Source organism: Sphingobacterium sp. HMA12 (assembly GCF_002933815.1).
In the GTDB taxonomy this organism is placed as follows: domain Bacteria; phylum Bacteroidota; class Bacteroidia; order Sphingobacteriales; family Sphingobacteriaceae; genus Sphingobacterium.
In genome coordinates this window covers 418,883-445,045 of sequence record NZ_BEYR01000003.1, presented here as the reverse complement: position 1 = coordinate 445,045, position 26,163 = coordinate 418,883, and the positions used below count along the sequence as shown (strand labels likewise).

Annotated in this window: 21 protein-coding genes; 8 read left to right on the top strand and 13 right to left on the bottom strand. The window is 41.1% G+C overall.

Annotated elements, in window-relative coordinates; translation table 11 throughout:
- Positions 1-39: 39 nt before the first annotated feature.
- Both HMAT_RS18720 and HMAT_RS18715 read right to left on the bottom strand, forming a co-directional pair.
- Positions 40-486 (bottom strand): nuclear transport factor 2 family protein, encoded by a 447-nt coding sequence (locus tag HMAT_RS18720; RefSeq protein ID WP_104384370.1) that lies wholly within the window; start codon positions 484-486, stop codon positions 40-42.
- A gap of 430 nt (positions 487-916) precedes the next feature.
- A complete protein-coding gene (locus HMAT_RS18715; RefSeq protein WP_104384369.1) occupies positions 917-1,843 on the bottom strand; it encodes a glyoxylate/hydroxypyruvate reductase A in 927 nt (308 codons plus the stop codon).
- A 264-nt stretch (positions 1,844-2,107) separates the two neighbouring features.
- Here HMAT_RS18715 and HMAT_RS18710 point away from each other — a divergent pair, with 264 nt between their 5' ends.
- Positions 2,108-3,118 (top strand): energy transducer TonB, encoded by a 1,011-nt coding sequence (locus HMAT_RS18710; protein ID WP_104384368.1) that lies wholly within the window; start codon positions 2,108-2,110, stop codon positions 3,116-3,118.
- Here HMAT_RS18710 and HMAT_RS18705 read toward each other — a convergent pair.
- On the bottom strand, positions 3,110-4,474 hold the full coding sequence (locus HMAT_RS18705) for a hypothetical protein (RefSeq protein ID WP_104384367.1): 1,365 nt from the start codon (positions 4,472-4,474) through the stop codon (positions 3,110-3,112). The two genes, HMAT_RS18710 and HMAT_RS18705, sit on opposite strands and share 9 nt — an antisense overlap.
- A 232-nt stretch (positions 4,475-4,706) precedes the next feature.
- Here HMAT_RS18705 and HMAT_RS18700 point away from each other — a divergent pair, with 232 nt between their 5' ends.
- From HMAT_RS18700 to HMAT_RS18690, 3 genes are all read left to right on the top strand, one after another.
- The gene (locus HMAT_RS18700) at positions 4,707-5,498 is read left to right on the top strand and encodes an SDR family oxidoreductase (RefSeq protein ID WP_104384366.1); all 792 of its coding nucleotides are present in this window, start codon (positions 4,707-4,709) and stop codon (positions 5,496-5,498) included.
- A gap of 65 nt (positions 5,499-5,563) precedes the next feature.
- Positions 5,564-5,968, top strand: coding sequence for a heme-binding protein (locus HMAT_RS18695; RefSeq protein ID WP_199768707.1), 405 nt, complete (start codon positions 5,564-5,566; stop codon positions 5,966-5,968).
- 10 nt (positions 5,969-5,978) lie between these two features.
- On the top strand, positions 5,979-6,785 hold the full coding sequence (locus HMAT_RS18690; protein WP_104384365.1) for an AraC family transcriptional regulator: 807 nt from the start codon (positions 5,979-5,981) through the stop codon (positions 6,783-6,785).
- Between the two features lie 127 nt (positions 6,786-6,912).
- Here the strand turns inward: HMAT_RS18690 and HMAT_RS18685 are convergent, their stop codons facing one another.
- The 7 genes from HMAT_RS18685 to HMAT_RS18655 form a co-directional block, all read right to left on the bottom strand.
- The gene (locus tag HMAT_RS18685; protein ID WP_104384477.1) at positions 6,913-8,097 is read right to left on the bottom strand and encodes a glycoside hydrolase family 76 protein; all 1,185 of its coding nucleotides are present in this window, start codon (positions 8,095-8,097) and stop codon (positions 6,913-6,915) included.
- 69 nt (positions 8,098-8,166) lie between these two features.
- The gene (locus tag HMAT_RS18680; protein ID WP_199768706.1) at positions 8,167-9,294 is read right to left on the bottom strand and encodes a glycoside hydrolase family 76 protein; all 1,128 of its coding nucleotides are present in this window, start codon (positions 9,292-9,294) and stop codon (positions 8,167-8,169) included.
- Positions 9,295-9,302: 8 nt separating this feature from the next.
- Positions 9,303-10,469: a SusE domain-containing protein gene (locus tag HMAT_RS18675; RefSeq protein ID WP_158655986.1), complete on the bottom strand. Its 1,167-nt coding sequence runs from the start codon at positions 10,467-10,469 to the stop codon at positions 9,303-9,305.
- 53 nt (positions 10,470-10,522) lie between these two features.
- A complete protein-coding gene (locus tag HMAT_RS18670) occupies positions 10,523-12,148 on the bottom strand; it encodes a RagB/SusD family nutrient uptake outer membrane protein (protein ID WP_104384362.1) in 1,626 nt (541 codons plus the stop codon).
- Positions 12,149-12,159: 11 nt separating this feature from the next.
- Positions 12,160-15,597, bottom strand: coding sequence for a TonB-dependent receptor (locus tag HMAT_RS18665; protein WP_233789448.1), 3,438 nt, complete (start codon positions 15,595-15,597; stop codon positions 12,160-12,162).
- Positions 15,598-15,811: 214 nt separating this feature from the next.
- Positions 15,812-16,984: a FecR family protein gene (locus HMAT_RS18660; protein WP_104384361.1), complete on the bottom strand. Its 1,173-nt coding sequence runs from the start codon at positions 16,982-16,984 to the stop codon at positions 15,812-15,814.
- A gap of 104 nt (positions 16,985-17,088) precedes the next feature.
- Positions 17,089-17,694, bottom strand: a complete 606-nt coding sequence (locus HMAT_RS18655) for an RNA polymerase sigma factor (protein WP_104384360.1) — start codon at positions 17,692-17,694, stop codon at positions 17,089-17,091.
- Between the two features lie 498 nt (positions 17,695-18,192).
- On the opposite strand from HMAT_RS18655, the gene HMAT_RS18650 reads away from it, so the two are divergent.
- Both HMAT_RS18650 and HMAT_RS18645 read left to right on the top strand, forming a co-directional pair.
- Positions 18,193-18,717, top strand: a complete 525-nt coding sequence (locus HMAT_RS18650) for a GNAT family N-acetyltransferase (RefSeq protein WP_104384359.1) — start codon at positions 18,193-18,195, stop codon at positions 18,715-18,717.
- Between the two features lie 51 nt (positions 18,718-18,768).
- Positions 18,769-19,524 carry a hypothetical protein gene (locus tag HMAT_RS18645; protein ID WP_199768705.1) on the top strand — a complete coding sequence of 252 codons (756 nt, stop codon included), beginning with the start codon at positions 18,769-18,771 and terminating at the stop codon, positions 19,522-19,524.
- A gap of 24 nt (positions 19,525-19,548) precedes the next feature.
- On the opposite strand, the gene HMAT_RS18640 is transcribed toward HMAT_RS18645, so the two are convergent.
- Complete coding sequence (locus HMAT_RS18640) at positions 19,549-20,658, bottom strand: dienelactone hydrolase family protein (protein ID WP_104384358.1); 1,110 nt, start codon at positions 20,656-20,658, stop codon at positions 19,549-19,551.
- Between the two features lie 244 nt (positions 20,659-20,902).
- Between HMAT_RS18640 and HMAT_RS18635 the strand changes: the two genes are divergently transcribed.
- Entirely contained in the window at positions 20,903-21,382 is a 480-nt protein-coding gene (locus HMAT_RS18635; RefSeq protein ID WP_104384474.1) for a GNAT family N-acetyltransferase, read from the top strand.
- A gap of 598 nt (positions 21,383-21,980) precedes the next feature.
- Here the strand turns inward: HMAT_RS18635 and HMAT_RS18630 are convergent.
- Both HMAT_RS18630 and HMAT_RS18625 read right to left on the bottom strand, forming a co-directional pair.
- Positions 21,981-22,427 carry a nuclear transport factor 2 family protein gene (locus HMAT_RS18630; RefSeq protein WP_104384357.1) on the bottom strand — a complete coding sequence of 149 codons (447 nt, stop codon included), beginning with the start codon at positions 22,425-22,427 and terminating at the stop codon, positions 21,981-21,983.
- Positions 22,428-22,712: 285 nt separating this feature from the next.
- A complete protein-coding gene (locus HMAT_RS18625) occupies positions 22,713-23,168 on the bottom strand; it encodes an SRPBCC domain-containing protein (RefSeq protein ID WP_104384356.1) in 456 nt (151 codons plus the stop codon).
- A gap of 423 nt (positions 23,169-23,591) precedes the next feature.
- Between HMAT_RS18625 and HMAT_RS18620 the strand changes: the two genes are divergently transcribed.
- A complete protein-coding gene (locus HMAT_RS18620; protein ID WP_233789446.1) occupies positions 23,592-26,123 on the top strand; it encodes a glycoside hydrolase family 78 protein in 2,532 nt (843 codons plus the stop codon).
- Positions 26,124-26,163: the final 40 nt, after the last annotated feature.

Here is a 26,163-nt window from a genome sequence, read left to right as displayed (position 1 = left end):
GTGGCCCTACAACATTTATATATTTACTTGAGATGGCTCTTATTTATATGAATTAATAGACTTTGACACTTTCCAATTATTACCCTCACGTACCAAGCTCACAAGATCAGTCTTGCTGAAGTTCTCAAATTTCATCGTCACCTTAGCGATCATGTTATCAGCTGACTCTTCGATAATATCTGTACTTACCGCACAGTTCAAACGTTCGCCTTTTTGTTTCTTCAAATATTTAACGACCTCACTGCGACTGTTGGCCTTTGTATTGAACGGTTGAACTTTTTGGCTGAAATCCTCGGAAAACAATTGCTCCACACCCGCGGATTCACCTTTGGTCATTACCGCAATATAGTGTTCTAAGGCGAAGTCTGCTGTGGAAAGGTTAACGGTTGCTTTTTCAGTTTTTGAACCGGGACCTTCAGCTGCCATGGCAAATGTTGATATTGCGATTAAGGCCGCTGCTGCGAATGTTTTTACTAAAGTTTTCATAATGTCTTTATTTTATTGTGTTAGTTCTGTTGTTCATATTTGTTGATTCAAAACTAGGGTTCAATGTGCATTTAACCTATGGACTTTAGACCAACGATCAGCAAAACTCGGTGAACGGCGGAAATGGGAAGGTGGAAGTAGTATAGCGTACACAAAGAACATTAGCTTCATTTTATCAGCTGCATGCCAAATACTATACCAGTTGCGGCGACGAGCTCATTCATACCTTCTAGGTCCTATTATGGCCTGTCCGAGATTTTCGTCGAAAAAGAAAATGTACGCATGCGAACAGTTTATAAACATATTGTTCATATGCGTACACCGCATTAAAACCCAAAAAAATTAAAATTAAGTTCTCGTAGACTAACGGATGGGAAACTTGGTGAATGAAAGAAATGGAAAAACTCCCCCCTGTGTATAGCTAAAATTTTTAATAGCCCTTTTCCAAAGAAACTTCATTGAGCAAAGGTTGTCCCAAAATCATTCGTCTATAATTATCCACCACCTGTGTTACCGAGGAACTGATATTTGTCCTACTCGCGACATGCGGTGTAATACAAATGGAACTACAGTGCCAGAACGGATGATCCCGGGGTAAGGGTTCCTGATGAAATACATCGAGGTAGGCACCAGCAATCTGCCCCTCGGCGATTGCTTCCAATAAATCCTCTTCCACAAGATGTTCACCTCTACCGACGTTGAGCAGAACAGCGCCCTTGGGGCATAAATTGAAAAGATCACGATTTAAAATTCCTCTTGTAGCATCGGTCAATGGTAGAACATTCACGATAAAATCTGTGTGCTCAACGGCCAAACGAAGTCCGTCAACACCCGTAAAAGAAGTTACACCCGCCATTTTTTTTGGAGAATTAGACCATCCGTTAACATTGAACCCCAATTGAGCGAGTCTTTCGGCTAAGTATCCACCAATTTCACCTAATCCTAAAACCGTTACATGCGTCTGACCAATGGATTTATATTCGAGAGGCTGCCAATCTCTTTTATCCTTTGCTGCAGCGTAAGCCGAAAGATTCTTCATCGAATGCATCAGACATGTCAAAACATGCTCAAACATGTCGCTTTTTAGCATGGGATCTACAATTCTACAGATATGAATATGTGATGGTATGGCTTTGGGAAATAAATGATCTATCCCAGCACCTCCGGATTGGATAACTTTTAAATTGGGAAAATGAGTATAATAACCTGCGGCAGGCTTCCAGCAAAGTGCGAACTCAACTTCCGTATAATTTTCTATCTCAGGGAAGATCTCAACCTTTATTTCAGGGAGATGTCTATTAATTTCTAACTTCCAGTCTTCGGCCCTACCGCTATTCAGTAACAATGCTATACTCATGTTTCTTTCGTTTATACGAAAATAACATTTATCTTAAAAACAACAATGAACTGATTCCGGGATAGGCCTATGTGCTGGAAAATTACGTTCTTAATGCCTTGATATCAGGAGGAAAAGTAAACCCGGTCAATGGTAAAATGACCGTATGAATATACGTTTGCAGCTATTTAAATTGAGAAAAAACAGTAAACCAACTGGTGAAATAATATTAAGTTTAATAAAAACTTATGTATATTTGAGAGATGCAATACTTAAATTGTCCGTATGAAAATTAATTCATTTAATCTATATAGATACTTTCTTTACATCATCTTTCTATGTTTTGTGATGCCATCAAAAGCACAGGAGACCATCGTTACCTATATAAAGAAAAACGGAGGGCATACAGCGCTCAAAGATTCGGCCCTTTACACCAATATCATCCGGTTGGCACCCAATGAAATGGGGCTTTACGAATTAAACGATTATTATGCCAATGGCAATTTAAAACGCCATGGATGGACAAAAATAGCTGATCCACGAAAATTACATCTGGAGGGCCTTATAGAGACTTACTATGAAAATGGAAATTTGGCAACTTCAGCCGAATATAAGGATAATAGGTTAAGTGATACCCTAAAAAGATATCATAAAAATGGTCTTTTGCGTGAAACCCGATTTTTCTTCAGATCAGAGAACCACCCTAACGAATTTCTTTTTCCAGACAAAAATAGCCGCCTAATCTATTATGCGGACTCCACAGGACATGTACAGATCAGTGGCGGAAATGGCACCTTTGAGTTCAAAAACAAAAAGGATACTGAAAGAGGCCAGTATGCGAACGGTGTCCGGGAAGGCCTTTGGGAAGGTACCTTTCATAAGGGGAAGAACAGGTTTGAGGAATGGTATGAAAATGGGACATTAACTAAAGCGTTTACAACCGATAGCACCGGAAATAAACACCCTTATACACAGCGAGAGGTTCAGCCGGAATATCCGGGCGGCATAAAAAAACTGATGACCTTTATTGCCCAGAATTATAATTACCCCAAGGAGGCTTTAAATGCCAGAGTATCCGGACAGCTTCTGATCAGCTTCGTCATTGAAACAACTGGCATACCAAGTGAATTTAAAGTGATCAATGATCTTGGCTATGGTACTGCAGCCAGCGGTATCGAAGTGATCCAAAAAGCAAAAAAATGGACACCGGGTTATCAGTTTGGCCTTCCTGTACGTGTACAATATTCTCTTCCGATCCGATTAAATACGTTGCCTAAAGACAGTAGATTACAATAGTCGGGACTGGATCTGTTTCAATACGGACTGCATTTCTTTGTGATACAACCTGTTTGACCTAGCTAATGCCAGGGCCTTTTGCTGCTCTGCCTCCGCCTCGACGTAGAAACCTACCTGATACAGCAGTAAAGCCAATGTGTGATGGTATGTAGCAATGTCGGGGTTAAGATCAATTGCTTTCGTTTGCCAACGGATCGCATCAAACAAAACCTCGGAGTTATTCTTTGCAAAGGCTAAAATCTGTTGCGCACCGTAATTTAGGTTGCGAGCCTGGTCATCCTGATAATACTGACGTCCTCTATTAGCCCACTCTTTAAAGTCTGCGGTTTGGGCACTATCCAGCACCGGACGATTTCGCAAAAGATTGATCTTGCGGTCTTGCATAAAATCCATTCGTGCCATCGAATCGGGATCAATACGATAGAAACGATCATTATAATATTGCCGCGCCAACTGAATATACGACAGCGTATCGTTCATGAGCCGCTGGTACTCCATGGGATAAAAAGCTTGCGAAATAGAGGCGCGCAAGTGGTTCGGTGTCCAGGTCTGATACGCAAAATAACCTGTATTCTGGGCTAAGGAAAAATCCTTTTTATTGAGTGCTTCCCGGAATGTCCGTTGTATAATTCTGTTGTTTATTTTTTTGCGCACGGGCAATGGCAACGTGGAATACAGGCTATCGACCATTTTTCCATTGGTACGTGCCAGGAGATAAATTTTACTATTATATACCGGCCCACAGCTTAGCAGAAATACGACCGTCTCAAAATTATTCAATTGCTCTATAGACAGCTGAGATAGATAATCGTTCAGAACCTGTTGGTCTGTGTATTGATCGAATGTCTGATAGTAACGGAGCATCTTGGTCAATATGGACTGTTGGCGCATCCCTTTGCGATATTGTGCCGTGAGTGCCCCAAGTGTTTCACCTTTTGCTAGGGTAGTTACCGAATCAATGAGACTTTCCAATTCCTTTCCGCCATCAACTGAATTATCATGACGCAATAAAGGTACTCCATCTTTATCGGTAAAAAGATAAAACGGACTGTTCAGATGAAATGCCCGATGCAATGGATGATTAAAGTCTTCACGATCAAGCTCTAAGACTCCCGAAACAAATTGGGTACTCAGAATCTCCTTTGCCTTTTTGGAAACATCTCCTTTAAAGGGTATAAACTGTTCGTGCCGCTGATGGATGACCAGAAACATCGGTTTGTTTTCCCGCCCTGCACGTTCCAGCAAATGGGTATAATCATTTTTTTGTGGAAATGTGGTTTGCTGGGCCACAACCGTACAAATAAAAAAATAACATAAAATGGCTAATACAGCAGATTTTAAATAGAAATGCCCCATCGTTCAGATAAATTGACTATCAATAAGTTATATTATAATTTACCAAATAGAATAAAAATGTACTCCCGTAAAGAATTTTCTTCTTGGTCTATGACTTTCTTATTCGAAGATAAGTTAGGAAAAAAAGTTAATTCTTCAAATGGACCGCAGGGAAATATAAAATTGAACCATACAGAAATACCTACTCCTTCCAAACTCATGTAATTTAGACGAAACCATTTAGATAGAAAAAATGAGTAAAACAATTTTAATTACAGGAGCCGCAAGCGGTTTTGGAAAAATCGCTGCATTTGATCTGGCAAACAGGGGCCACAAAGTAATCGCGACTGCGCAGGTGTACCCACAGGTGAGTGACCTCATTCGTGATGCCTCAGAAAAGGGGATTGATCTTATTGTCGACAAGCTTGATGTAACTGACTCACGTGATCTCGCCTATATTCACAAAAAATATGACATAGATATTTTGATCAGCAATGCTGGTATTATGGAAGGCGGACCAATTGCTGAACAGCCATTGGACCTTATCCGTTCCATGTTTGATGTGAATGTTTTTGGTGGGCTTGAACTCGCCCAGGGGTTTATCAAAAAATTTATTGAACAGAAAAAACCTGGAAAGATCGTTTTCACAACCTCCATGGGTGGGCTATGGACTGTGCCGTATGTGGCAGCTTACTGTGCTTCAAAACATGCCATGGAAGCCATTGCGGAAGGACTTAAAACCGAATTGGCAAATTTTAACATCAAGATTGCAACCTGCAACCCGGGCATATTCGACACGGGCTTCAATGACCGCGGTGCAGACAGCATATTCCGCTGGTACGATCCTGAAGTCAATTTCACACCATCTGCTGTATTTGACGGTATCGTGGAATCATTGAACGATCAATTGGATCCACAGGGCATGGCCGAGTGTATCGTGGACGTAGCTCTGGATGAAAATTCTAATTTTAGGAATGTATATCCTAAGGAAACCGAAGAATTTGTAAAACAGCTTCAGTTAAGAGCATGGACAGCAAAAAGCTAATTTAAATAAACACCATTTCCTGAGCACGGACCAACTGCCGTGCTCTTTTGAAAAATAAACTACAGATGAACAATATGACATATCATCAGGCTGCACAACTATTGGCCGCTTCGGTCAAGAAAGCCAATGAAATAGGCATCCCCGTTTGCATTGCGATCGTGGATCATGGCGGGCACCTAATGGCAATGGCCAGACTTGACGCCGCCTTTGGTATCATAGACTTTGCAATAAAAAAGGCAAAAACAGCCATTATGTTTGGTGTGGACAGCGACGTCATGGGAGATATTATCGCGGGCGCCGGAATACATTCATATGGCATGATCAATACCAACGATGGCTTAATGACAATACCTGGTGGGGTAATTATTAAAGATGCCAACGGAGAAAATATTGGGGCTATAGGCTGCTCGGGCGGAACTCCCGAACAGGATAAAGAAATTGCAAGTGCTGGTAATCAGATAATTTTATAATCTTTGTACGATGGCAGCAACGCGTGAAATAATATTTGACAGACTGGTCTATTCCTGTGCTTTTGAAAAGCATCGTGGATCCGAAGAATTTTATCCAGATCATTTTTTGGGATTTCAGCTCTCTGGTGAAACTCATGTTTTCCACGATCAGGACGCGACGGTAATCCGGGAAAATACCGTTGTGCTTGTCAAAAAAAATCAGCTTATCCGCACCATAAAATATCCTTCAAAATCGGGGAAATATAGTTTTATTGCAATAACACTGGACAACGAAACATTGCAGAACTACGCAACTGAAAATAAAATTGCTGTCGACAGCCATTACCAAGGAATGCAGAAGTTATTTTTTGAACCCAATGAGTTCCTCAGCAGTTATTTCATTTCGCTCGCTCCATACATAAATAAGACCAAACAGGCGACACCAAAGCTCGCAGATATCAAAGTCCGGGAAGCCATCGAGCTCTTGCTCGATAGCAACCCGGACCTAAAATATGTACTATTTGATTTCGTTAAAACATATAAAATTGACCTCGAAGAATTTATGAACAAAAATTATATGTTTAATGTTTCCGTTGCGTCATTCGCCAGGCTAACAGGACGTAGTATATCTGCTTTCAAACGGGATTTTGTCCAAACTTTTCGCTGCAGCCCTAAACTATGGCTAAAAAACAAACGGCTGGAAGAAGCTTATTACCTGATCAAGTATAAACATCAAAAGCCATCAAGCTTCTATCTGAATCTAGGTTTTGAGAATCTTAGCCATTTTTACGCGTCGTTCAAAGAAAAATATGGATTGACCACTTCCGAGGTCCGGTAATTTATGTCCGAACATGTCATTCCCTAAACAAATCTTGATTGATGATTCCCTGGCATACGGATTTTGACAGATAGACCAAAGGTCTCATGTATGGCAAAGCAAAGCGGGTCATTCTTGATGGCAAGTGTCAATACCCGAATTTTGCCAAACGCCCGTACATCTCCACGAAAGCACATTGATCCAACAGCCATTTGGATTTTTTAGGATTCTCCAGGGTCCAGTCGCTATCAAAAAGTCCATCCTGATCCCGCATCTGATGCCATGCCAGATCAAGATTCTTCGCAAAAATGTCTACATATTTTCGATTTCCGTCTTGCTCGAACAGGCTGATATAGCCCCGCATCATCACAGCATGGAACCATAAATTACTATTTTTTAAAACCGGAAAATCTTTTCCCGATCTTGTCTCAAAAAAATAGCCCAGGCAAGCTTCAGCGAGCTGCTGCGCATCATCCAGGTATTTCTTTTCTTTGGTCAACCGATAGAGCAATGCTGCAGCCTGCAGCATCTGACCTGAATTATAAGAATACTTGGCCTTTTCAACTTTACCATCAAGATGTATATTGTCCCAGTACAGCTTATCATCAGGGTCCTGCAAACCTGCTTTTGTCCATTCATACAAACGTCGGCCTTCAAGAAGATAATCTTTCTGTTTGGTCGCCTCAAAAAGCTTTAGGGCAAACACTGCTGCAGGGGCATTCGAACAGCTATTTTTGGATTCCTTTTTTTGCTCACACCAATAAATACCACCGCCTAGTTTATCATCTTCACCACTTTTTACAAAGGTCCAGATCTCCTTTGCATGTTTAAGATAATCTGTCTTTTTGGTCTGTATGTAGCTATCTGTAAAATCAATGCCCAACCAGATGTTATCATCGTAAAAACGATCCGATGCAGGAGCTGAATTGATATAGGAGGCATACCCTACTGGTTTACGCTTTTCGTCCCGATATTCATGGAGCCCTACGAGTACCTTCTGGTCCAATATTTTCTGGTAGGCTGCTTTATCTTTTGACTGTTCCATCAGCGCATTGACCGCCGAAAAACTACCCGAGAAAGGCCAGAGATAGGCATATTTCTTTTGCTGTTCTGCCTGCGTGTTATTATTTAGGTAGTCTGCTTTAAAATTCTCGTCAAAGGGGTACTTTTCAGTCAATAATTTATTTTGTGTATTCCCATATTTATCATAGATCACATCTAGGGTCTTCTGGGCGTGATCAGAAAATTGGCCATTTTTCACCTGCGCCTGTCCCATCATATAGCACAAGCCTGTCAATAGTACTGTCGTCGTTATCCGGTTTATTTGTTTCATCAGCATTTATTATTTTAAGATAGCCATCAGGAGCTGACGGGCAACCTAATGGCTATTGTATATAATCTATTATTTTAGTTTTGTCTGATAGCGTGCTAGGCCTTCAAACAGCATTGCAGCACTTGCATAGGCTGTAATTTCACTGTTTCCAACTGGCGGCTGAGACCAGGAAGAACCAAAAAATAAAGTTGGCAGGCTGGTTCCCTTAGTCCAGGCTATTTTTCCATTGTTGAGCAAAAACTTTTCAAATTTAGCACGGTAGTCTGCGTTGATCCCCTCAAGATTCAAATAATCGACAAAATACCGGATAAAAATCCCCTTAAACAATGCGCCATCACCACTGCCTTCATCACGTAGAATATTATTTCCGATATCGGTACAGCGGGTAATGGTATAATAACTAATTTTTTGTGCATCGACTAAGTATATCTGATCTTTGGTAATCTTAAAAAGTTCAACGGCGGTCCCCAGAAAAGTTCCTTGATTATAAGTCAGTGTTGTCTGATCGACAGCATCGGTCTCACCATTGATATTATCATATACAGCCCCTGAAGATGGATTGTAAAGTGTTGCCTTCTGCCATTCATAGATCTTTTTGGCCCATGTCAGATAACTTTCATCTTTTGTTAGATTGTAAAGTCTAGCGGCAAGAATACTAGCCGGTCCGTTAGAACAGGCATTTTTGCTATATAACATGTCTTTCCGCCATGCTAGTCCTCCACCGGCAAATTGTTCATTCCAGCCCTTGATGATATCTGCCCATAGAAGCAGTACGGCATCCCGATATTTCTGTTCTTTGGTAACTTCATATAACCGCAACATGGTCAAGGCATTCCATTCCATATCATCGTAGAATACATTGTAATAGTTATTACCGTTTTTGACTTTAACACCCTCAAACCACTTGCTAAAATAGGCACTATACTTCGCGTCCTTGGTTCGTAAATAGGCATCGATAACGACGTCCATGGCGTGGGCATTGGGCCAGTATTGAAATCCGAGATCGGATTGATTGATGGCGTTGTTAAAATACCCCGCTTCATTCCAAAACCCCGTGATCATTTTATCGGATACCTGCGCCGCAATTGCTGTCCAAGATTCCTGAATCGTATCGTCGTATGAGTATGTATCCTCGACTTTTGTACATCCAAACAGCAACAGCAGCATGGATGACAACATTACTATTTTTTTCATCATTCCCCTCCTTAATTTGGAACCACCGCATGTGTATAATCTTTGTCCCCCTGTAGGATCATCGAGATTTTTGTCGGATGTCCATCGACTGCATCCACAAATTTCCACTTGTCATCCCATTGTGAAAGATTGGGCAGGATACGGACGAAGAAATATGTCGGATCAGCACCGTTAGGTGGCACATCGGTACCTTTTTGGGTCCCAAGTTGAACGGTTTCTGCTTTCCCCGCCCTGACGGTTTCCATCTGAAATTTATAGCGCTGGTCGCGTCCCCAACTTTCCTGCTTAAAATTGATGATGCCAGTCGCTGACCAGATCCCCTTACCCTGATAGGGCAGGTCGAGTACAACTGCCCCTGAAGGTGAGAAATAAACCCCCATGCTTTTGATTTCCGCATAGGTAATTGTCGCAACATTAAAATCAATTCGAATGCGGTATACGGCTGTTTTGGTCACAGTATTGCTCCCTGCGTCGCTTTCCTTTAATTTTGTTTGATCTTCGGAATAGAAGATCCGGCCATCTGCTGATTTTCGATCCGTAAACGTATACTTCTTACCTGCTTCCAATTTGGTAAAGATCTCATACTCACCGTTGCCGACGAGTTTAAAAGGTAATGCCTGTGTAATTGCTTCCCCACCCTCTGTTCCCTCTCCGGTAATAAACAGTTCATCCGGAATATCTGCAAATCCTTCCAGGCTTTTTATGTTCAATACTTTTTTCACTTTACCCAGCACCCGTTTCATCCCTCGGATTGAATAGACGGACCAGCTGACATCGCCACTCGTGCCCGGCTCGATTCCCGCTTTGGCAGCAACCTGATTCAATATTTTATGACTGATGTTTGCTCCGTTTGAGTTCCCGTTATTGTCCGAGGTAACCGTATATAAGGGTTTGCTGAAATCGCCATCCACTTTATCAAAAACGACTTCATATTGGGCCGCTCCCCCATCGGCTACCAATGCGGACTCCCATTCAAAATATAAGGCAGCAGAACTGGAACTCAACAATTTGACTGATTTCCCGTCCGCAGGCGCATATAAATTCTCCACAGCGGATACATCCGCATCCGAATATTTCATATCATCTTTTTTGCAGGAAACGATGCCCGCAGCCAATACGATCATTGCTATAACTTTAAAATACCATTTCATGTCTTTTTCTTTAATTTTATCGTTCAAAACGTACATTTTTTCTTTCTGTATCGTCTGTGACGGTTTGTTTCAATTAAATTTTAGTTTGAATAACCTTGATTATTGGGCAATAGATTTTTATTCAGATCAATCTGTGTCCTTGGCACTGACCATAAATAATCCCGGCTCTCATCAAAGCGTCGAATATCCAATTTGATATAGCTATTGTTGCCGCCATATTTAGCGCCCAATACCTGACCATCCAGATAGGTTTTACCAGCTTTCCAACGCAGGATATCATAGTAACGTAAACCTTCAAGCGCAAGCTCGCTACGCCGTTCATTTCGGACAATTGTTTTCAGGTCACCGGATGTCGGAAAATCCAATGCTTTCGCTGCTTCGAAGCCGGCCCGTTTGCGGATAGGTTTGATCGTCATATCCCATATTGCAGCATCGAGCTGTCCAAGCGCTTCTTTCGCTTCGGCATACATCAGTAAGATATCAGCATATCTGAACATAATGATATTGAGCCCGGCATCATATTTTACGGTCGCTGTCTGATCATAATATTTCTTGACATAATACCCTGTGGGTGATGCATTGGCACTTGCTCCCTGGTATTCGTCAAGACGCTCTTTATCTGTCCCTCCAGACCCCGGTTTGATAAAAATCTTACGCACCGTCCCATCAAAGTCGGTCCATTGACCGCCATGGAAAACAATCGTTGCGGCCATTCTGGGATCCCGATTTACATAAGGATTGTCACTGCTATAATTGGGATCTGTAGCGATTGTATTTCCATCTAGGGTGATATAATTATCCACGAGGCTCTGCAAAGGTGCATAACCATTCAGACGAGCCTGGGCCGAGATCGGCGCGGCATCGTAGAGTTTATTCCAGGTTTTCAGCTGCGGCACATAGGCATAGTCCAGAATAACCTCCGAATTGTACTCTTTTGCTGCTGTAAACAAGTCGGGATAGCTATCGAAAAGGGCATATGTTCCAAATTCCGCCTGTTTCTTTATCAGATTTTCGCAATACTCCAGCACTTTGTTCCAGTTGCTCTCATACAGGTAGGCCCGTGCCTGAAAAGCCGAAGCCGCACCTTTTGTAATCCGGCCTCTATCATCAGCGGGTAGCGCATCTTTGCTGGGCAGATCCGTCATACATTCATCCAATTCCTGATGAATAAAGGCCATGACGGTGGCTTTAGGTGTCCTTGGTATCGTCTTGGACTCCTCTAGGGTTATATCCTTGGTAAAAAAAGGGACATCACCGTAAAAATTGACCAGCCTAAAATAGAGCGAAGCGCGAATAAACCGAACCTCTGCTATACGTCGTTGTTTTAGTGCTGCATCCAGCCCCGGTACACGATCTGCATTTTCCAGATAAACATGGCAGGTTTTGATGCCCCCATAGAGATCTGACCATTCCGAGCCGAAACGCCCTAATGTCGGGTCCGCAGTACCATTACGGATGGCGCGTTGATCTGTATTGGACCTACCCTCAAAAATATTATCACTGAGGGCTTCATCATTCCATAAACGGTCTGCAGAAAATAGTTGATTATAGGCCATATTGACCATTTTTTCCGCATTTTCAGGGTAATCCCAAAAGTTTTCATCGGTAAAACGGTCTGTTGGCAAGGTATCCAGCTTATTACAGGAAGTGAAATGCACAGCAGCCACCAAACTTAGGCCTCCTATAAGTAATTTATATCGTTTCATCACATCAAAAATTAGAATTGAATATTTAATCCGCCGCCATAATATTTCAACGTTGGATAGTTACGGGCGCTATTGGCAGACCCGCCCATGTTGGAATCAAATTCAGAAGATTCGGGGTCTATCCAGGAGTTTTTGCTTAAGGTCAGCAAATTTTGGGCGTTGACAAAAAAGCGCACGCGCTGTAGCCCTAATTTTGAAACAACTCCTTTTGGAAGACTATATCCTATCTGCAGGTTTTTCAGCCGTGCATACTTTCCGTTGAAAAGGTAGAGATCGGAATCTTTCCCAAAGTTGTTGGTCGATGCTGTAGACCCATTTGCGGTAAGCCGAGGCCACTGTCCATCGATATTTGTCGGTGTCCAGTAATCAAGTTGATGCTGATAGATGGCATACGAATAATTCTGATGAAAAGGTTCAATCAGTTCACCGCGGATCATCATATCACGCTTGCCCACCCCTTGCCAGAACATGCTAAAATCAAAATCTTTGTAGCTAAGATTGTAGGTCAGCCCAAATGTAAAGCGGGGAAAACCATTGCCCAGGACAAATCGGTCCCGCGCATCGATGATGCCATCGTTATTTCGGTCGACATACTTGACATCTCCGGGGCGCAAATCCGCTGCAGTGATGCCACTTGGCAGAGCCGAGGTTTCTATGTCAGAGATATTCTGAAAAAGTCCGGCCATTTTGTAACCGTAATAGGAATTATAGGGAAGACCGACACGTGTCAGTTTGGTAATATTATCCACGGTTGAGATCCGGTCATCTCCGGGCATCGCAACGATCTTGTTATGACTGTCTCCCATATTGGCATTGATCTGATGTTGAAACGCTCCTGTGGTTGCGTGATAAGTCAGGTTGATCTCCCAGCCTTCATTGTTCATTTCGCCCAGGTTCTGGTTTTTTAATGAAGTCCCAAAGGTCGAGGGAATCTGTGGTGCCATCAGAATATCGACTGTCCGTTTTTTAAAGTAATCAAAACTGGCGGTAAGCTTATCCCGAAAGAAAGTCGCGTCAAGCCCAATATTAAAATTATAGGTTTTCTCCCAGCGCAAATCCAGGCTGGCATAATTAAACCCAGCAGCGGCGACGGGTTTATTATTAAATCCATAACTGTTTGGGTAGGATTCATAAGTGAAGTAATAGGAATAATCATCCACGGCCTGATTTCCCAGTACACCATAGGTTGACCTGATCTTCAGACTTCCGACATGATCCTTGTACCAGCTCATAAATTGCTCATCTGAGGCTCGCCAGCCTAATGATCCAGAAGGGAAGAAGCCCCAGCGGTTTGCTTTCGAGAACTTGGAAGAGCCATCGTAACGGAAACTGAATTCTGCAAAATACTTACTTTCAAAATCATATCCGGCACGGCCGAAGATTGAATTGATGCTATTTTGTAAAGTACCATTGGGTGTAACTCGCGCAGTTGCAGGATCGATAACCGTTCCGGTGGTCGGTGTACCCAGCACAGGATCTGTAAATTTCATTTTAAGTTCGTTTTGCCTACGTGTATAGGACTCATTGGATGCGCCGATTAAACCCGAGACGTGATGGCTCCCAAAGTTTTTGTCATAATCGAGCAACAACTGGAAATTCAACAGGGAAGCTTTTTCATTGAAGTCCTCGGTATTGCGATCCGAATTGACATAAACCTGTGGCTGCAGTGCATTTGGGTCAGAATAGAGGGGTACCTGAATACGTCGAATAAAACGATGGTCGGCGTAAATATCGGCACCAAAGATACCACGCAATTTTAAACCATCGAGCAGTTTCGCTTCCAGATTCAGGTTGATGTTAAAATAATCATTGTCATTTTTGACATAACCACCTTCGTTAAGTTCAGCCAACGGATTCTGATCCGTCAGGGCATTGTTGACCAGGTATTTGCCATTGTCGGCCCGCATCCGATAGTAATAATACGAAGGTAGACGGGAAGCATTTATAATGGCACTTCCGGCTGTATTTCCTAAATTATTATTACGTGTATAAGCTAAAATCGAGGTCAGTTTAAAACGACCGATCTCCGTACTGAGGTTAGTCCGCAGATTGTAACGTTTTATCCCGAAATCTTGTCCCACAAAGTTGCTTGGTTGATTATAAAAGCCCCCCGAAAATAGATATGAACTCTTTTCACCGCCACCGGAGACACTGATATTATATTTTTGCTGGAAGGAATTTTTCATGATCTCAGGTAAATTCCATTGTTCAATATCCTGATGTGCGTACAGATCCGCGATCGCTTCGGGTGAAAACTGAGGATCCATTCCTGAATTGGTGAGCGCAAGGTTGCGTAGCGTCGCATTTTCATAGCCTTTAACGGGAGAAAACAAGATCTTGGGCTGTTGTACCCCCCATTGTGTTCCGATGTTAACGCTAGGTTTCTGATTTTGCCGTCCCCTTTTTGTCGTGACCAGGATGACACCGTTGGCCGAACGTGAACCATAGATAGCTGTAGATCCCGCATCCTTGAGTACCGATACTGTCTCGATATCGTCTGGATTGATCTTGTTCAACGTTCCACCTTCGGTAATGATTCCATCAATCACCACGAGAGGCGCATTGCTATTTACAGTTGATATCCCGCGAATATTGATGTTCATTGCATTATCATTAGGATCCATGCTTTTCTGCTGAATGGTCAAACTTGGCGAAGCCCCCTGTAGGGCCTGTGTCACGTTGCCAACCGGTCTGTCCTGAAAGGTCTTGGCACCGATCTGATCGACAGCACCAACCAATCGTTGCCGCGTGGTGGTACCATATCCGATCACAATAACTTCTTCCAGTTGGCTATTGCTACTTTTCATTACGACCTGCAACTGCGCCAGATCTTCTGCACGCATGGAGGCGAGTTCCATACTCAATTGATCATATCCGACAGAAGAGAAAATCAAGGTCGCTTTCGGAGAAAGATTACGGATCGTAAAGCTACCATCGGTAGCGGTAGCGGTTCCGGCAGATTCATTCCCTTTGACGCGTACAGAAACGTTGGCAAGTGCTTCACCGCGTTCATTGGTTACCCGTCCTTTGATCGTTTCCTGATCTGATCCTGCCGCGGAGGGCGCCGATGACGGGATCGTCGTTGCTTGTGGCCGGTCGCGGATGACAACTGTCTTATTGTCCAATTGATACGACAGGGGCTGGTCTTTAAAGATCTGAACCAGTACGTCCGATAACATCCGTTCCTTTACTTTTATATTGACGGGTTGGGCTACTGACATTTGCCGTTCTGTATAAAGGAAATTGTATCCTGTCTGTGACTTTAATTCCTTAAAGATTTTTTTAAGGCTCATATTGGAATATTCCAATGTTACCTTCTGTGCAAAGGTTGAAGCACTAACCTGCATAAAAGTAACCAAGATAATTATGGTCGTCAAGCGCATAATAAGCCATAGTTTACGGAATAGCAGATAAGCTATCTCCTTTTTTCTGATATAATTTTGATACATTTGCAAGGTTTGATTCGCAGTATGTTCGAGTCGTCCAAAACATAAACATACTGCAGATTGGATAGTTAAAAATTAATTGTCCCAAACAGCAACCGAGTCCCCCGGGATCTTGGTTGCTTTCTTGTATCCCACAGGGATCGCTATTCGTGTTGTCTATGTTTTTTCATCATATTATTTTTAGGGTATGAGTTATAATCGAATATTTAACGAATACTTATGGAAGAACATAGAGGGTTTTCCCTTCGATCCGAAAATGGACTGCTCCCGTTTTTTCCAGCAGATTTAAGACCTGCCTGACATCATCAAAACGAGAAATGCCGCCACCGAACTTCTCTGTTGTTTTTTTTCCCTGATAGATCACGTCGACTTTATACCAACGCGCTATCTTACGCATGACACTTTCGATATCATCATCGTCAAACATAAATTCATGATTTATCCAAGCAACGACTGGCGCGGTATCCACTTGTTGTAATTTTAGTACTCCATTGGAGCTGAGACTTGACTGTTGTCCTGGTAGCAACCGTAGTTTTTGATGATGGGAAGAGACTTCGACCCGACCTTCCAAAAGTGTGGTCCGCAGTGCCGGTTCGTCAGAATAACTGTTCACATTAAAGTGGGTACCCAGCACTTCTATCTGTTGACCCGCAGTCTGTACAACAAAGGGATGTCTGATATCCTTCGCTACTTCGAAATAGGCTTCGCCAGTCAATTCCACTTCTCTTTTTCCCTTCAGAGCAAAGCGCATTGGATATTTAAGGGCGGAGGCAGCATTGAGCCACACCTGCGTACCATCAGGTAGCTTAATACGATAAGTTTCACCTTTGGTTGTTGATAATATATGGTGGCCGGTATCACCGTCTATATTTTTCCCGACTTCGTAGATCAACTGTCCATCATTACTTTTAGAAATCTTTATACCCATTTCATCCGCAATCTGTCCATCCATCGTTTCCTGCAAATGAATCTGTTTGCCATTGGCCAGGGTCAAGGTAGCCGATTGTTTTCCGGGCGATATGACTTCTGCTGTAGACTGCCGCAGCACTTTATGCTGTACCCCACTAAAAGTCCACCATCCAACAAACAAGATCCCAATGACTGTAGCGGCAACGGCACCGATAGTCTTCCGGGACCACATTGGTTTCGTTTTGGGTTTATTTATCTGACGATGCAGTTGCTCCCAGGTGTTGTCCAATATCGCCAATAGTTCAGGGTCCTGAAGCAATCCCTGATCGACCGGGTCGTCCAAAACATCCTGTATCAGTTCCTGCAGCAGTATCCGATCTTCACCAGATTTTATATAGGAAAGAAAAGCACGGGAATTTTCCTCACTAAGCTCCCCTCGTATATACTGCCTCAAAGTATATTGAAGTAATTTTTTTTCCACAATTGGTTATCTTCTTTTTAGCTAATACACTTCAAAAGCAGACATCATCTGCTCCGATCGTAATTTTATTTTACTTTTTTTCAGCCTAAAGAAAACGGTAGCGATTAATGCTGCTGGAGGAGTATAAAAGAAGCGATCAATAGCGTTGACTTATCCAAAACACCATGCCTTTCTTTGATATATTTTGTAGCTTTTACGATATGATCGTTGATCGTTGAAGTCGATATCCTTAACAAGGTACTCACCTCGGCGTAGCTTTTCCCTTCGATCTTACAAAGTCTATAGATCAGCCTGCGTTGAGGCGGAAGCTGTTCGATCGTTTGCGACAACCATTGTTCGTCCTGTTTTTCGTTTAATTGTTCCTCTACATGGGTATAGAGCTGTGTATTATGGAGACTAAGATAGGCTTGTATCTGTTTCTCCAGATTATTTTTGCGGATAAAGTTATATACCGTGTATTTTGCAATCTGGAATAAATAAGACCGAAAAGACTGTTCGGCATCAATCAGCTCGCGCTTATCCCATACTTTTATAAATACTTCCTGTAAAAGTTCTGCAGCATCCTGTTCGGATTTGACCATTTTACGAATATTGAGGTAAATACGACCACTATACAAACTGTAAATCTGACGAAAGGCAGTTTGGCTGCCTAAACGCAAGTCTGACAGCATCTCTTTTTCTTCCATATGATCATATTTCGGTTTATACATAGTCACTCAAGTGAAAATATAAATAATGGATTACCAAATCTTGTTCTTTTCTCACATGATGTCGCCAAAATAGCAAGAACTATCCCTTTCGCTGAAAAGTAAAATGCTATAACTTTATCGTATTTGGTTATCCCCTCTCCTATTTCGTATACGATAGATCTCTATTAGAACAAGAAAAGGATCGTGCCGGCATTTCCAAAATCGGGACCCTAGCACGGCTCGAGCTGAACTATTGATACATCCATAGGATTGAGTAAAACAAATATAAAAAAACTAAAACGGTTTTGCTTATTTCGGAAGAAAATTATAGGATAGAAGGCGAAGAACCGGCAAAGTATCGAACAAAAATGGCAACTGAAATAAAAAACAACACAAAAAAGAAGAAACATTAAACCCAATTAACTAACTTCATTTATATAATAACAATTAAATCAACTATCCTAACACACATTCAGATTGACACTTTTTGTTTGATCAAGATATAAAATTAGAACTGGAATGGAAACCACGATCGCCACAGAGAAATTGCTATTAAAGCCTGTCGAACTGTCCGATTTGCAAAATATGCATAAGCTCAGGATTAATCCTCAGGTCGCTAAATACATCGGCAGAGATATCAATAAAAGTCTTGAAGAGACAAGACAGTTTATTGAGATGGTCAGAAAAAATAAATTCTATTTCACGATTAAAACAATAGATCAAAATGAATTTGTGGGAACTATAACCTTATGGAATATTGACCGGAGCAAAAAATATGCAGAACTAGGTTACGAATTGCTTCCGCAATTCCAAGGAAAAGGATTGATGAGTGAAGCTGTAAAGGCCCTATTAAAATATGCTTTTGATGAAATGGGAATTGAGGCTATTGAAGCGTATACACATCGCGAAAACATAGCTTCCAAAAAGCTGCTGGAACGCCTCGGTTTTAAATTGGTCGCTGATAAAATTGATCCGGACGTTTTAGACAATATTATTTACGGAATAAATAAAACCGAACAGGAAATCTCAATTGATCATTACTGATCTAATTTATTAATTTCATAGGCATTTACATACCAGATAACAAAGGAACAGATGAAATTTAGCTTTTTAATTGTAGCGCTATTTGTTTATAGCTTTGGCCACGCACAGGATTCAGATGCGTCAAAAAAAGCCAACATCATCCATATTATCTCCCTGTTCAAACAAAAAAACATAGATGAGATTTCAACGGTCATAAACTATCCCTTGAAGCGGGAAAATCCAATTCCATCGATAAAAAAACCGAAGGAATTCAAACAAAGGTTTTATGAGGTTTTTGATCAGAAACTCGTAGATCTGATTGCGCATTCAAAACCGGACCAATGGACAGAAGTCGGCTGGCGCGGAATCATGCTGGATAATGGTAAACTATGGATAGATAGCGAAGGCGGAAAAATAATCGCAGTAAACTATCAGAGTCCATTCGAAAAAAAATTAAGACAAACACTGATTCAAAAACAAAAAGAATACATACACCATTCTTTAAAACAATTCAAAACCCCCGTTTATACAATAAGGTCTGAAAAATACCTGATCAGAATAGATGAATTAGCTAACGGAAAATACAGGTATGCTTCGTGGAAGATCGAAAAAAAAGAAAACATGTCACCTGACATTATCCTGAGTAACGGCAAAATGGATTTCGAAGGGAGCGGGGGTAATCATGTCATCACTTTTACCAACGGAATTTATACCTATGCTATCTACCGAAATATTATAGCGGAAAAAGATGCATCGGATATTACGCTTGTCGTCAAAAAAAACAAGCAAAAAATTTTAACGCAAGGGGGAACATTGATAGCGGAATAAAACGTATTGGATGACAAAAAAGTATTATTCCTCTTCTTTATTAAACATCATTCTGAAAAAATCAAGTGTTGATTTTTCCCCCATGGGTAGATACATAAATCCATGACCGCCTTTCGCTACTGATTTCAGCATCCATTTTTTCTGTTGTTTCTTTACTTTCCGACGAACTTTCAACAGGTCATCATAGCGATAGAGACTGTCATCTTTGGCATGCAGAGAGTAGATGGGGTGAGAAACTTCCGCGATCTTTGGTTTTGCTGAAATGGCATAAAATGCCCGAAAATCAGTTTGCTGTTCTTGCGCAAACTGATAAGACACATTACCTCCCATAGATAATCCACCCAAATAAATCCTATCGGTATCAATAAAATAGCGTAGCTTAACATCAGCTAATATCGTCGAAATAACCGCGGACATATACTTGTAATTTTTCCACCCGGGATTTCCTTTTTGAAAGGGATAGATCACAATCGAATTTGTACTATCGCCAATGGTAAAAATAGGTTCAAACCGGGTCTGAGGATCTATAGTAAAAGCTGCCGTATCTGAAACAACCCCGCCGTGAAAAAAAAACAATGCTCTTGTGGGTGCATTACAATGATAGCCCCGGGGAACAAATACAAGATATGGAATTTCCAGCCCTTCCTGATCAACATGATACAAGGCAAAGCCTGCTTGTGCATGTTGGTAGAAGGCCTGTTTTTCTGAAATTGCATTGGCGGCAACTTCATTTTGCCAAATTCTGTCCCGCTTATATCTTTCCTGTATTTGAAATTCCATGTGTTTAAGGATTCTTTTGTAGGAGCTATTAGCTAATATCGGTTTAAAAATGGAATCGTTTTTAAAATAAGACAGCTCCTGTTCATTGTCACCTAGCCCCAGTTTAACTCCTTCTTCTAACCATGCAATAGCCAGATCGTTTTTACCACATTGCAGTGCTACCACCAAAGCATTGGCATAGTCGTATTTACCTCTGTCCCCTTGTTGATGAAATGCTTTTTTTAATGTTGAAAGTGCATCGCGATATTTTTGGGATTTTATCTGTGCTGACGCCAGATCCATTAACTGTTCATAGGATTGAGCAAAGGAGCACTGAAAAGAAAGTAGTGCAATAAAAAGAATTAAAATCTTCATGTATAGTCGGCTATTGTGTATTTGTACAATGATGTATCAATGTTATCTAGGCTTATGATGCAATCTTGTTCTTATTTGTTGATTCAAAACTACAACATAACGCCCCCCTAGCCTATTTTCTTTAGACCAACGGACAGAAAAACTCGGTGAATGGTAGGATTTGGGAGGTGAAAGGATATACAATATGGCAAAGCTTTGGGTTAATATTTCAAAACTCAAAATATTGTTCATAAATTGTCATTCCATGGATAAAACATTTACATTGCAGAACTCTGTAAAGCTAAGCGAAGAAGACATAATTGCTCTTATGAATTTGTGGAACCATGAGTATCCAAGCAGTTTATCCTATAATAGGATAACTGATTTCGAGAATTATATCAAGACTCTTTTATTCCCAGAGCATATCCTTATCAAAAATGAAAATCATCTTATTGGTTGGGCGGCTAAATTTGATCGCGAGACTGACCGTTGGTTTGTGATTATACTCTCTAGAATTGCACAGGGAAAAGGTCTAGGCTCTGAACTAATGAACAGGTTAAAAAAAAATGAATGCCGGCTTAATGGGTGGGTGATTGACCATGATCTGGAAATAAAAACTGATGGTAGCCCTTATCAATCACCTCTCGGATTTTATATCAAGAACGAATTCATTCCGGCCACCGATCAACGTCTCGAACTTCCTAATTTATCAGCGGTTAAAGTAACATGGACTCACAGAATATAAAAACAAAGACTTATTTTAACGAATGAACATAACAATTTCAGATACACGAAACATCAATTCCAACATGACTCCAATAATGGGGTATCATCGGTATATGGCTCCAAGCACGAAAAATATATCGCTCTCATTTTTAAGTGATCAACTATCATAATTAAAGCTAACTATTTTTATGCGTATATTCTTTTCAAACAATTTATGAAGTTAACTTTAAAAAGGAATTAAAAAAGAATAACAGATATCCATCCTAAAAATCTGTAAACTGGAATGCGAAAACAAACAAACCGGTATATACCAAAGCCAAAGATAGCTGGTAAACATTCAATATATACAACCAACCCCAATCGGGGGGCATATTCCAACAGTAAAACTTTATAAAGCCCGCATTTGCAACTGAGAACAGCAAATTGACAATGGATCAATCACTTCGCAGGAACTGTGCAAGCCGATTGATTTATCTTATTAAGCCAATTCATTTTTAAAAAAACATAAAAAAGCCACATCTCACGACGTGGCTACTAAACTAAACTTATAAACTTACGATTCACTAATAGTCAGGCTACGAGCTAACTTGACTCACCATTAGTTTTGATTCTTTATCTTATTTATAGGCATTAATTGAACTGGACACTCTCCATGCTCCATGCTCATTGACCAGTGTCACAAGGTCTGTCTTGGTAAATCCTTCAAATTGCATCGTTACCTTGGCAACCATATAATCTGCTGATTCTTGGATGATCTGGGTATTTACCTTACAATTAAGCTTCTCGCCGCGCTGCTTTTTCAAGAACTTGACAACTTCTTTACGGTCATTTGTTATTGCATTTGCTGATTGGATCTTCTGACTGAAATCTGCTGTAAATAATTGTTCTAAACCTGTTGACTCGCCCTCAGTGATCACCGCAACATAGTGATTAAGAGCAATGTCTGCCGTGAATAGATTAACTATGGCTTTCTCCGATTTTGAAAAAGTTTTATCTGCTGCAATAGCCAGGCTAGATACTGCTATCATTGCTACTGCCACGAATGTTTTTACTAATGCTTTCATAATATCTTGATTTTATTATATTCGTTCTGTTGTACTTATTTCTTAATCCAAAACTACAACGCAATGGTTGCCTAACCTATCAACTTTAGGTTAACGGATATAAAAACTCGGTAAACGAAGGAAATAAATAGGTGAAATTTAAAAAGCAATCATTAACAAAAAAGGTCTTGCGAATCAAACAGATCTAAAAGCAATACTGTTGTCCAAAACTAACAACAAATAGAATTTGGTAGAAAATTCTTATATTAAAGTAGCGAGAAATACGACTAAAATGAATAGGAGTAATTAAGTAAGAAGCGGCTGAACAAAAGGAGTACCCGCACCCGTTTCTAAGTATAACTTTAAGCTTGCGGTAAATTGTCTCCATCCGTCTGTACAGACTGCATAACATTCAATCGTAGGAATCAAGCCGATATGTGTCAAATGTATTTCGACATGATTTCCCTTTTGCGTTATTTCCCAAACTATTTTAGTACCGATCCATTCGGTTTGATTTATTAATCCCGGAATTACTATCAATGAATCCTCCACATACCAAACAACTTTTTTGTTATAAATCAATTCCTCGACATGCATCTTCTTGTACACCGTTTCACCGAAATTAATGGTAAAATGTTCCCCTGATTTAGCTGAGCTACCCGCGAACATTTCAGTCCACCACCGTGGTATCTCATTGGTCAAAGCATTAAAAACCCTATTTACTGTACTATTCAGGTTGATTGTGCTATTATAATTTTCCATAAGTTATTTGTTTTTAGCGTACTACTAATATATGAACACCCAATCTATTCTAGCTTTGCATAGGACAAGTTTTTACATATGCTTTTTAGCGATTATAAGATATGCGCCTAGTAAAAAATCTTTCCATTAGACAGGAATTGTTATCTAGCACTTATTTAGAACAATATTTACCAAATTTTGTCTTCTGTGTTGATACACCAAAAATATACAGGATAGTACATGACACTTATATCAAATTTATTTGTGATAATAGTGAATCATTCCGGATCTTCGGCTAACCCTCAATCCTAAAATATGGCACCATTTATAAACACGCTGCTTTTGAAAATTATGATATCAGGATGTATATGTATACTTTCTATTAGCAGCTTTGCCCAAAAATTAAGCGTAAGCGACCTTAAAGTAGAGCACCTTAAAAATCCTATGGCCATCGAAACTGATAGCCCCCGGTTCAGCTGGAAGATAAGCTCTCCGATAAAAAATACATTACAGGCATCTTATGAAATCAGAGTAGGTCGTGATAAAGCTGCGATGAACGCAGGAAAAGACCTGGTGTGGAGAGCCGAAGTACCAGGAGATCAGTCTGTACTGATTAAATATAAGGGAGCTGCATTACAAGCAAAAAAGAGATATTTTTGGCAAGTTCGGGTAAAAGACAATCACGGCAATACTTCTGCCTGGTCTGAACCCGCATTTTTTCACATGGGCATTAGCCCCACGGATTGGACAGCGACATGGATCAAAGTGGCCGGAAAAGATACTGCGGCAAGAAGCCCTATTTTCAGAAAAGAATTCGTCGTCAATAAAAAGCTTAAATCGGCAATTGCCTACGTTACCGCGAAGGGATTATACGAAGCGCGTATAAATGGTCAGCGCGTCAGTGACACCTATTTTGCTCCAGGATGGACCAGTTATAAGGATCATTTGCAATATCAGGTTTACGACGTAACCACGATCCTAAAAAGCGGTTCCAACGTTTTTGGAGTTAGTCTCGGAAACGGCTGGTATAAAGGACGGATTGGCTTTGGAAACCAGCACAATTTTTATGGCGATACGCGCGGATTGCTCTTGCAGCTTGTGATGGAGTACACAGATGGCACCACGGAGACGATCCAAACCGATGGAAGTTGGAAATATACTTACGGACCAATTATGGCATCAGATATTTATGATGGTGAAATCTATGATGCCCGAATGGAAATAAGTGGTTGGGACAGTATTGGCTATCGGGAAGATAATAAATGGAATGCGGTCACAACAATGGAGAAAGGATCGGAAAAACTTGTCGCAATGAGCGGTCCGCCGGTCAAAAAGCATGAACAGTTCAAAGCGCTTAAAGTTTTTAAAACACCAGCAGGCGATACCGTTGTGGATTTCGGACAAAACCTGGTAGGCTGGGTCATGCTCAAAGCCAAGGGTACCGCCGGGACCAAGATCACGCTGAGCCATGCTGAGGTACTTACAAAAGAAGGTAATTTTTATACTACAAACCTAAGATCTGCAAAAGCACAGGATATTTATATTTTAAAGGAGAATACCGAACAGGTCTTTGAACCTCATTTTACATTTCAAGGCTTCAGGTATGTAAAGGTCGAGGGTTATCCGGGAGAATTGACAACCGAAGACCTTACTGCTGTCGCGCTATACTCTGCGATGGAGACCACCGGAAAATTCGCTACTTCCAATAGTCTACTGAACCAGCTACAACATAATATTCAATGGGGACAGAAGGGAAACTTTTTAGATGTACCCACGGATTGTCCACAACGTGATGAGCGTCTAGGCTGGACGGGTGATGCACAGGCCTTTGCCAATACAGCGGCCTACAATATGGATGTTGCGGGATTTTTCACCAAATGGCTTAAAGATGTGAAGGCCGATCAACAGCCCAACGGTTCAATCCCCCATGTGATCCCCAATGTACTGGGGGCGAATGATGGGGCGTCAGCAGGCTGGGCAGATGTAGCTACAATTATTCCATGGGATATGTATGTGGCTTATGGTGATCGGCAGTTGCTGGAAACACAGTTTGAGAGTATGCGAAAATGGGTTGATTACATCTCTTCCGTAGCCAAAAATAATCTTTGGAACTCGGGTTTTCATTTTGGAGACTGGCTTTTCTACCGTCCTAATGATGACAATGACGGAAGAGCTGCAGTTACAGATAAATACCTGATTGCCCAGACTTTCTATGCACACTCTACCCAATTATTGATCAATGCAGCTAAAGTATTGGGCAGACAGGAAGATGTCGCGAAGTACACCGCATTGCTGGCAAATATTAAATCCGCTTTTGTGAAGGAATATATGACAGCTACGGGACGATTGGTTTCTGGAACACAAACGGCTTATGTGCTGGCGCTACAATTTGATATGTTGCCCGAGGAACTTCGAGCTGCATGTGCAAATCGCTTAGTAGCGAACATCCGTGATTATGGTAATCATCTCACTACAGGATTTTTGGGTACCCCTTATTTATGTCATGTACTGACCAGATTTGGCCATAACGATGTAGCATACGATCTCCTGATGCAGGAAAGCTATCCTTCATGGCTTTATCCGGTCAAAATGGGTGCAACGACAATATGGGAAAGATGGGACGGAATTAAGCCGGATGGTTCTTTTCAAACACCAGATATGAACTCATACAACCATTATGCATATGGAGCAATTGGGGACTGGATGTACAGAACGATTGCGGGAATCAATTCGGTCGCTGAAGAACCGGGTTACAAAGCTATTGTCATCGCACCCAAACCAGGTGGTAAAATAACCAATGCCGCCGCAGAATTAGAAAGCCCATATGGTCCGGTAAAATCGGCATGGACACTAGAAAACGGATTATTAAAACTTGATGTCACTATACCTGCGAACACCAAAGCAAAAGTAATACTACCCGAGACAACAAGAGAAATCGGTTCGGGAACTTATCATTTTGAAAGTAAAACTGAATAACAATTATTAAAATCCCCTGATAAGTGACACACATGCCGAT

Excerpts from the sequence above, each read along its gene's own strand:
- HMAT_RS18720 (WP_104384370.1), bottom strand. The coding sequence starts at position 486 with ATGAAAACTTTAGTAAAAACATTCGCAGCAGCGGCCTTAATCGCAATA.
- HMAT_RS18715 (WP_104384369.1), bottom strand. The coding sequence starts at position 1,843 with ATGAGTATAGCATTGTTACTGAATAGCGGTAGGGCCGAAGACTGGAAG.
- HMAT_RS18710 (WP_104384368.1), top strand. The coding sequence starts at position 2,108 with ATGAAAATTAATTCATTTAATCTATATAGATACTTTCTTTACATCATC.
- HMAT_RS18705 (WP_104384367.1), bottom strand. The coding sequence starts at position 4,474 with ATGGGGCATTTCTATTTAAAATCTGCTGTATTAGCCATTTTATGTTAT.
- HMAT_RS18700 (WP_104384366.1), top strand. The coding sequence starts at position 4,707 with ATGAGTAAAACAATTTTAATTACAGGAGCCGCAAGCGGTTTTGGAAAA.
- HMAT_RS18695 (WP_199768707.1), top strand. The coding sequence starts at position 5,564 with ATGAACAATATGACATATCATCAGGCTGCACAACTATTGGCCGCTTCG.
- HMAT_RS18690 (WP_104384365.1), top strand. The coding sequence starts at position 5,979 with ATGGCAGCAACGCGTGAAATAATATTTGACAGACTGGTCTATTCCTGT.
- HMAT_RS18685 (WP_104384477.1), bottom strand. The coding sequence starts at position 8,097 with ATGAAACAAATAAACCGGATAACGACGACAGTACTATTGACAGGCTTG.
- HMAT_RS18680 (WP_199768706.1), bottom strand. The coding sequence starts at position 9,294 with ATGATGAAAAAAATAGTAATGTTGTCATCCATGCTGCTGTTGCTGTTT.
- HMAT_RS18670 (WP_104384362.1), bottom strand. The coding sequence starts at position 12,148 with ATGAAACGATATAAATTACTTATAGGAGGCCTAAGTTTGGTGGCTGCT.
- HMAT_RS18665 (WP_233789448.1), bottom strand. The coding sequence starts at position 15,597 with ATGTATCAAAATTATATCAGAAAAAAGGAGATAGCTTATCTGCTATTC.
- HMAT_RS18655 (WP_104384360.1), bottom strand. The coding sequence starts at position 17,694 with ATGTATAAACCGAAATATGATCATATGGAAGAAAAAGAGATGCTGTCA.
- HMAT_RS18650 (WP_104384359.1), top strand. The coding sequence starts at position 18,193 with ATGGAAACCACGATCGCCACAGAGAAATTGCTATTAAAGCCTGTCGAA.
- HMAT_RS18645 (WP_199768705.1), top strand. The coding sequence starts at position 18,769 with ATGAAATTTAGCTTTTTAATTGTAGCGCTATTTGTTTATAGCTTTGGC.
- HMAT_RS18640 (WP_104384358.1), bottom strand. The coding sequence starts at position 20,658 with ATGAAGATTTTAATTCTTTTTATTGCACTACTTTCTTTTCAGTGCTCC.
- HMAT_RS18635 (WP_104384474.1), top strand. The coding sequence starts at position 20,903 with ATGGATAAAACATTTACATTGCAGAACTCTGTAAAGCTAAGCGAAGAA.
- HMAT_RS18630 (WP_104384357.1), bottom strand. The coding sequence starts at position 22,427 with ATGAAAGCATTAGTAAAAACATTCGTGGCAGTAGCAATGATAGCAGTA.
- HMAT_RS18625 (WP_104384356.1), bottom strand. The coding sequence starts at position 23,168 with ATGGAAAATTATAATAGCACAATCAACCTGAATAGTACAGTAAATAGG.
- HMAT_RS18620 (WP_233789446.1), top strand. The coding sequence starts at position 23,592 with ATGGCCATCGAAACTGATAGCCCCCGGTTCAGCTGGAAGATAAGCTCT.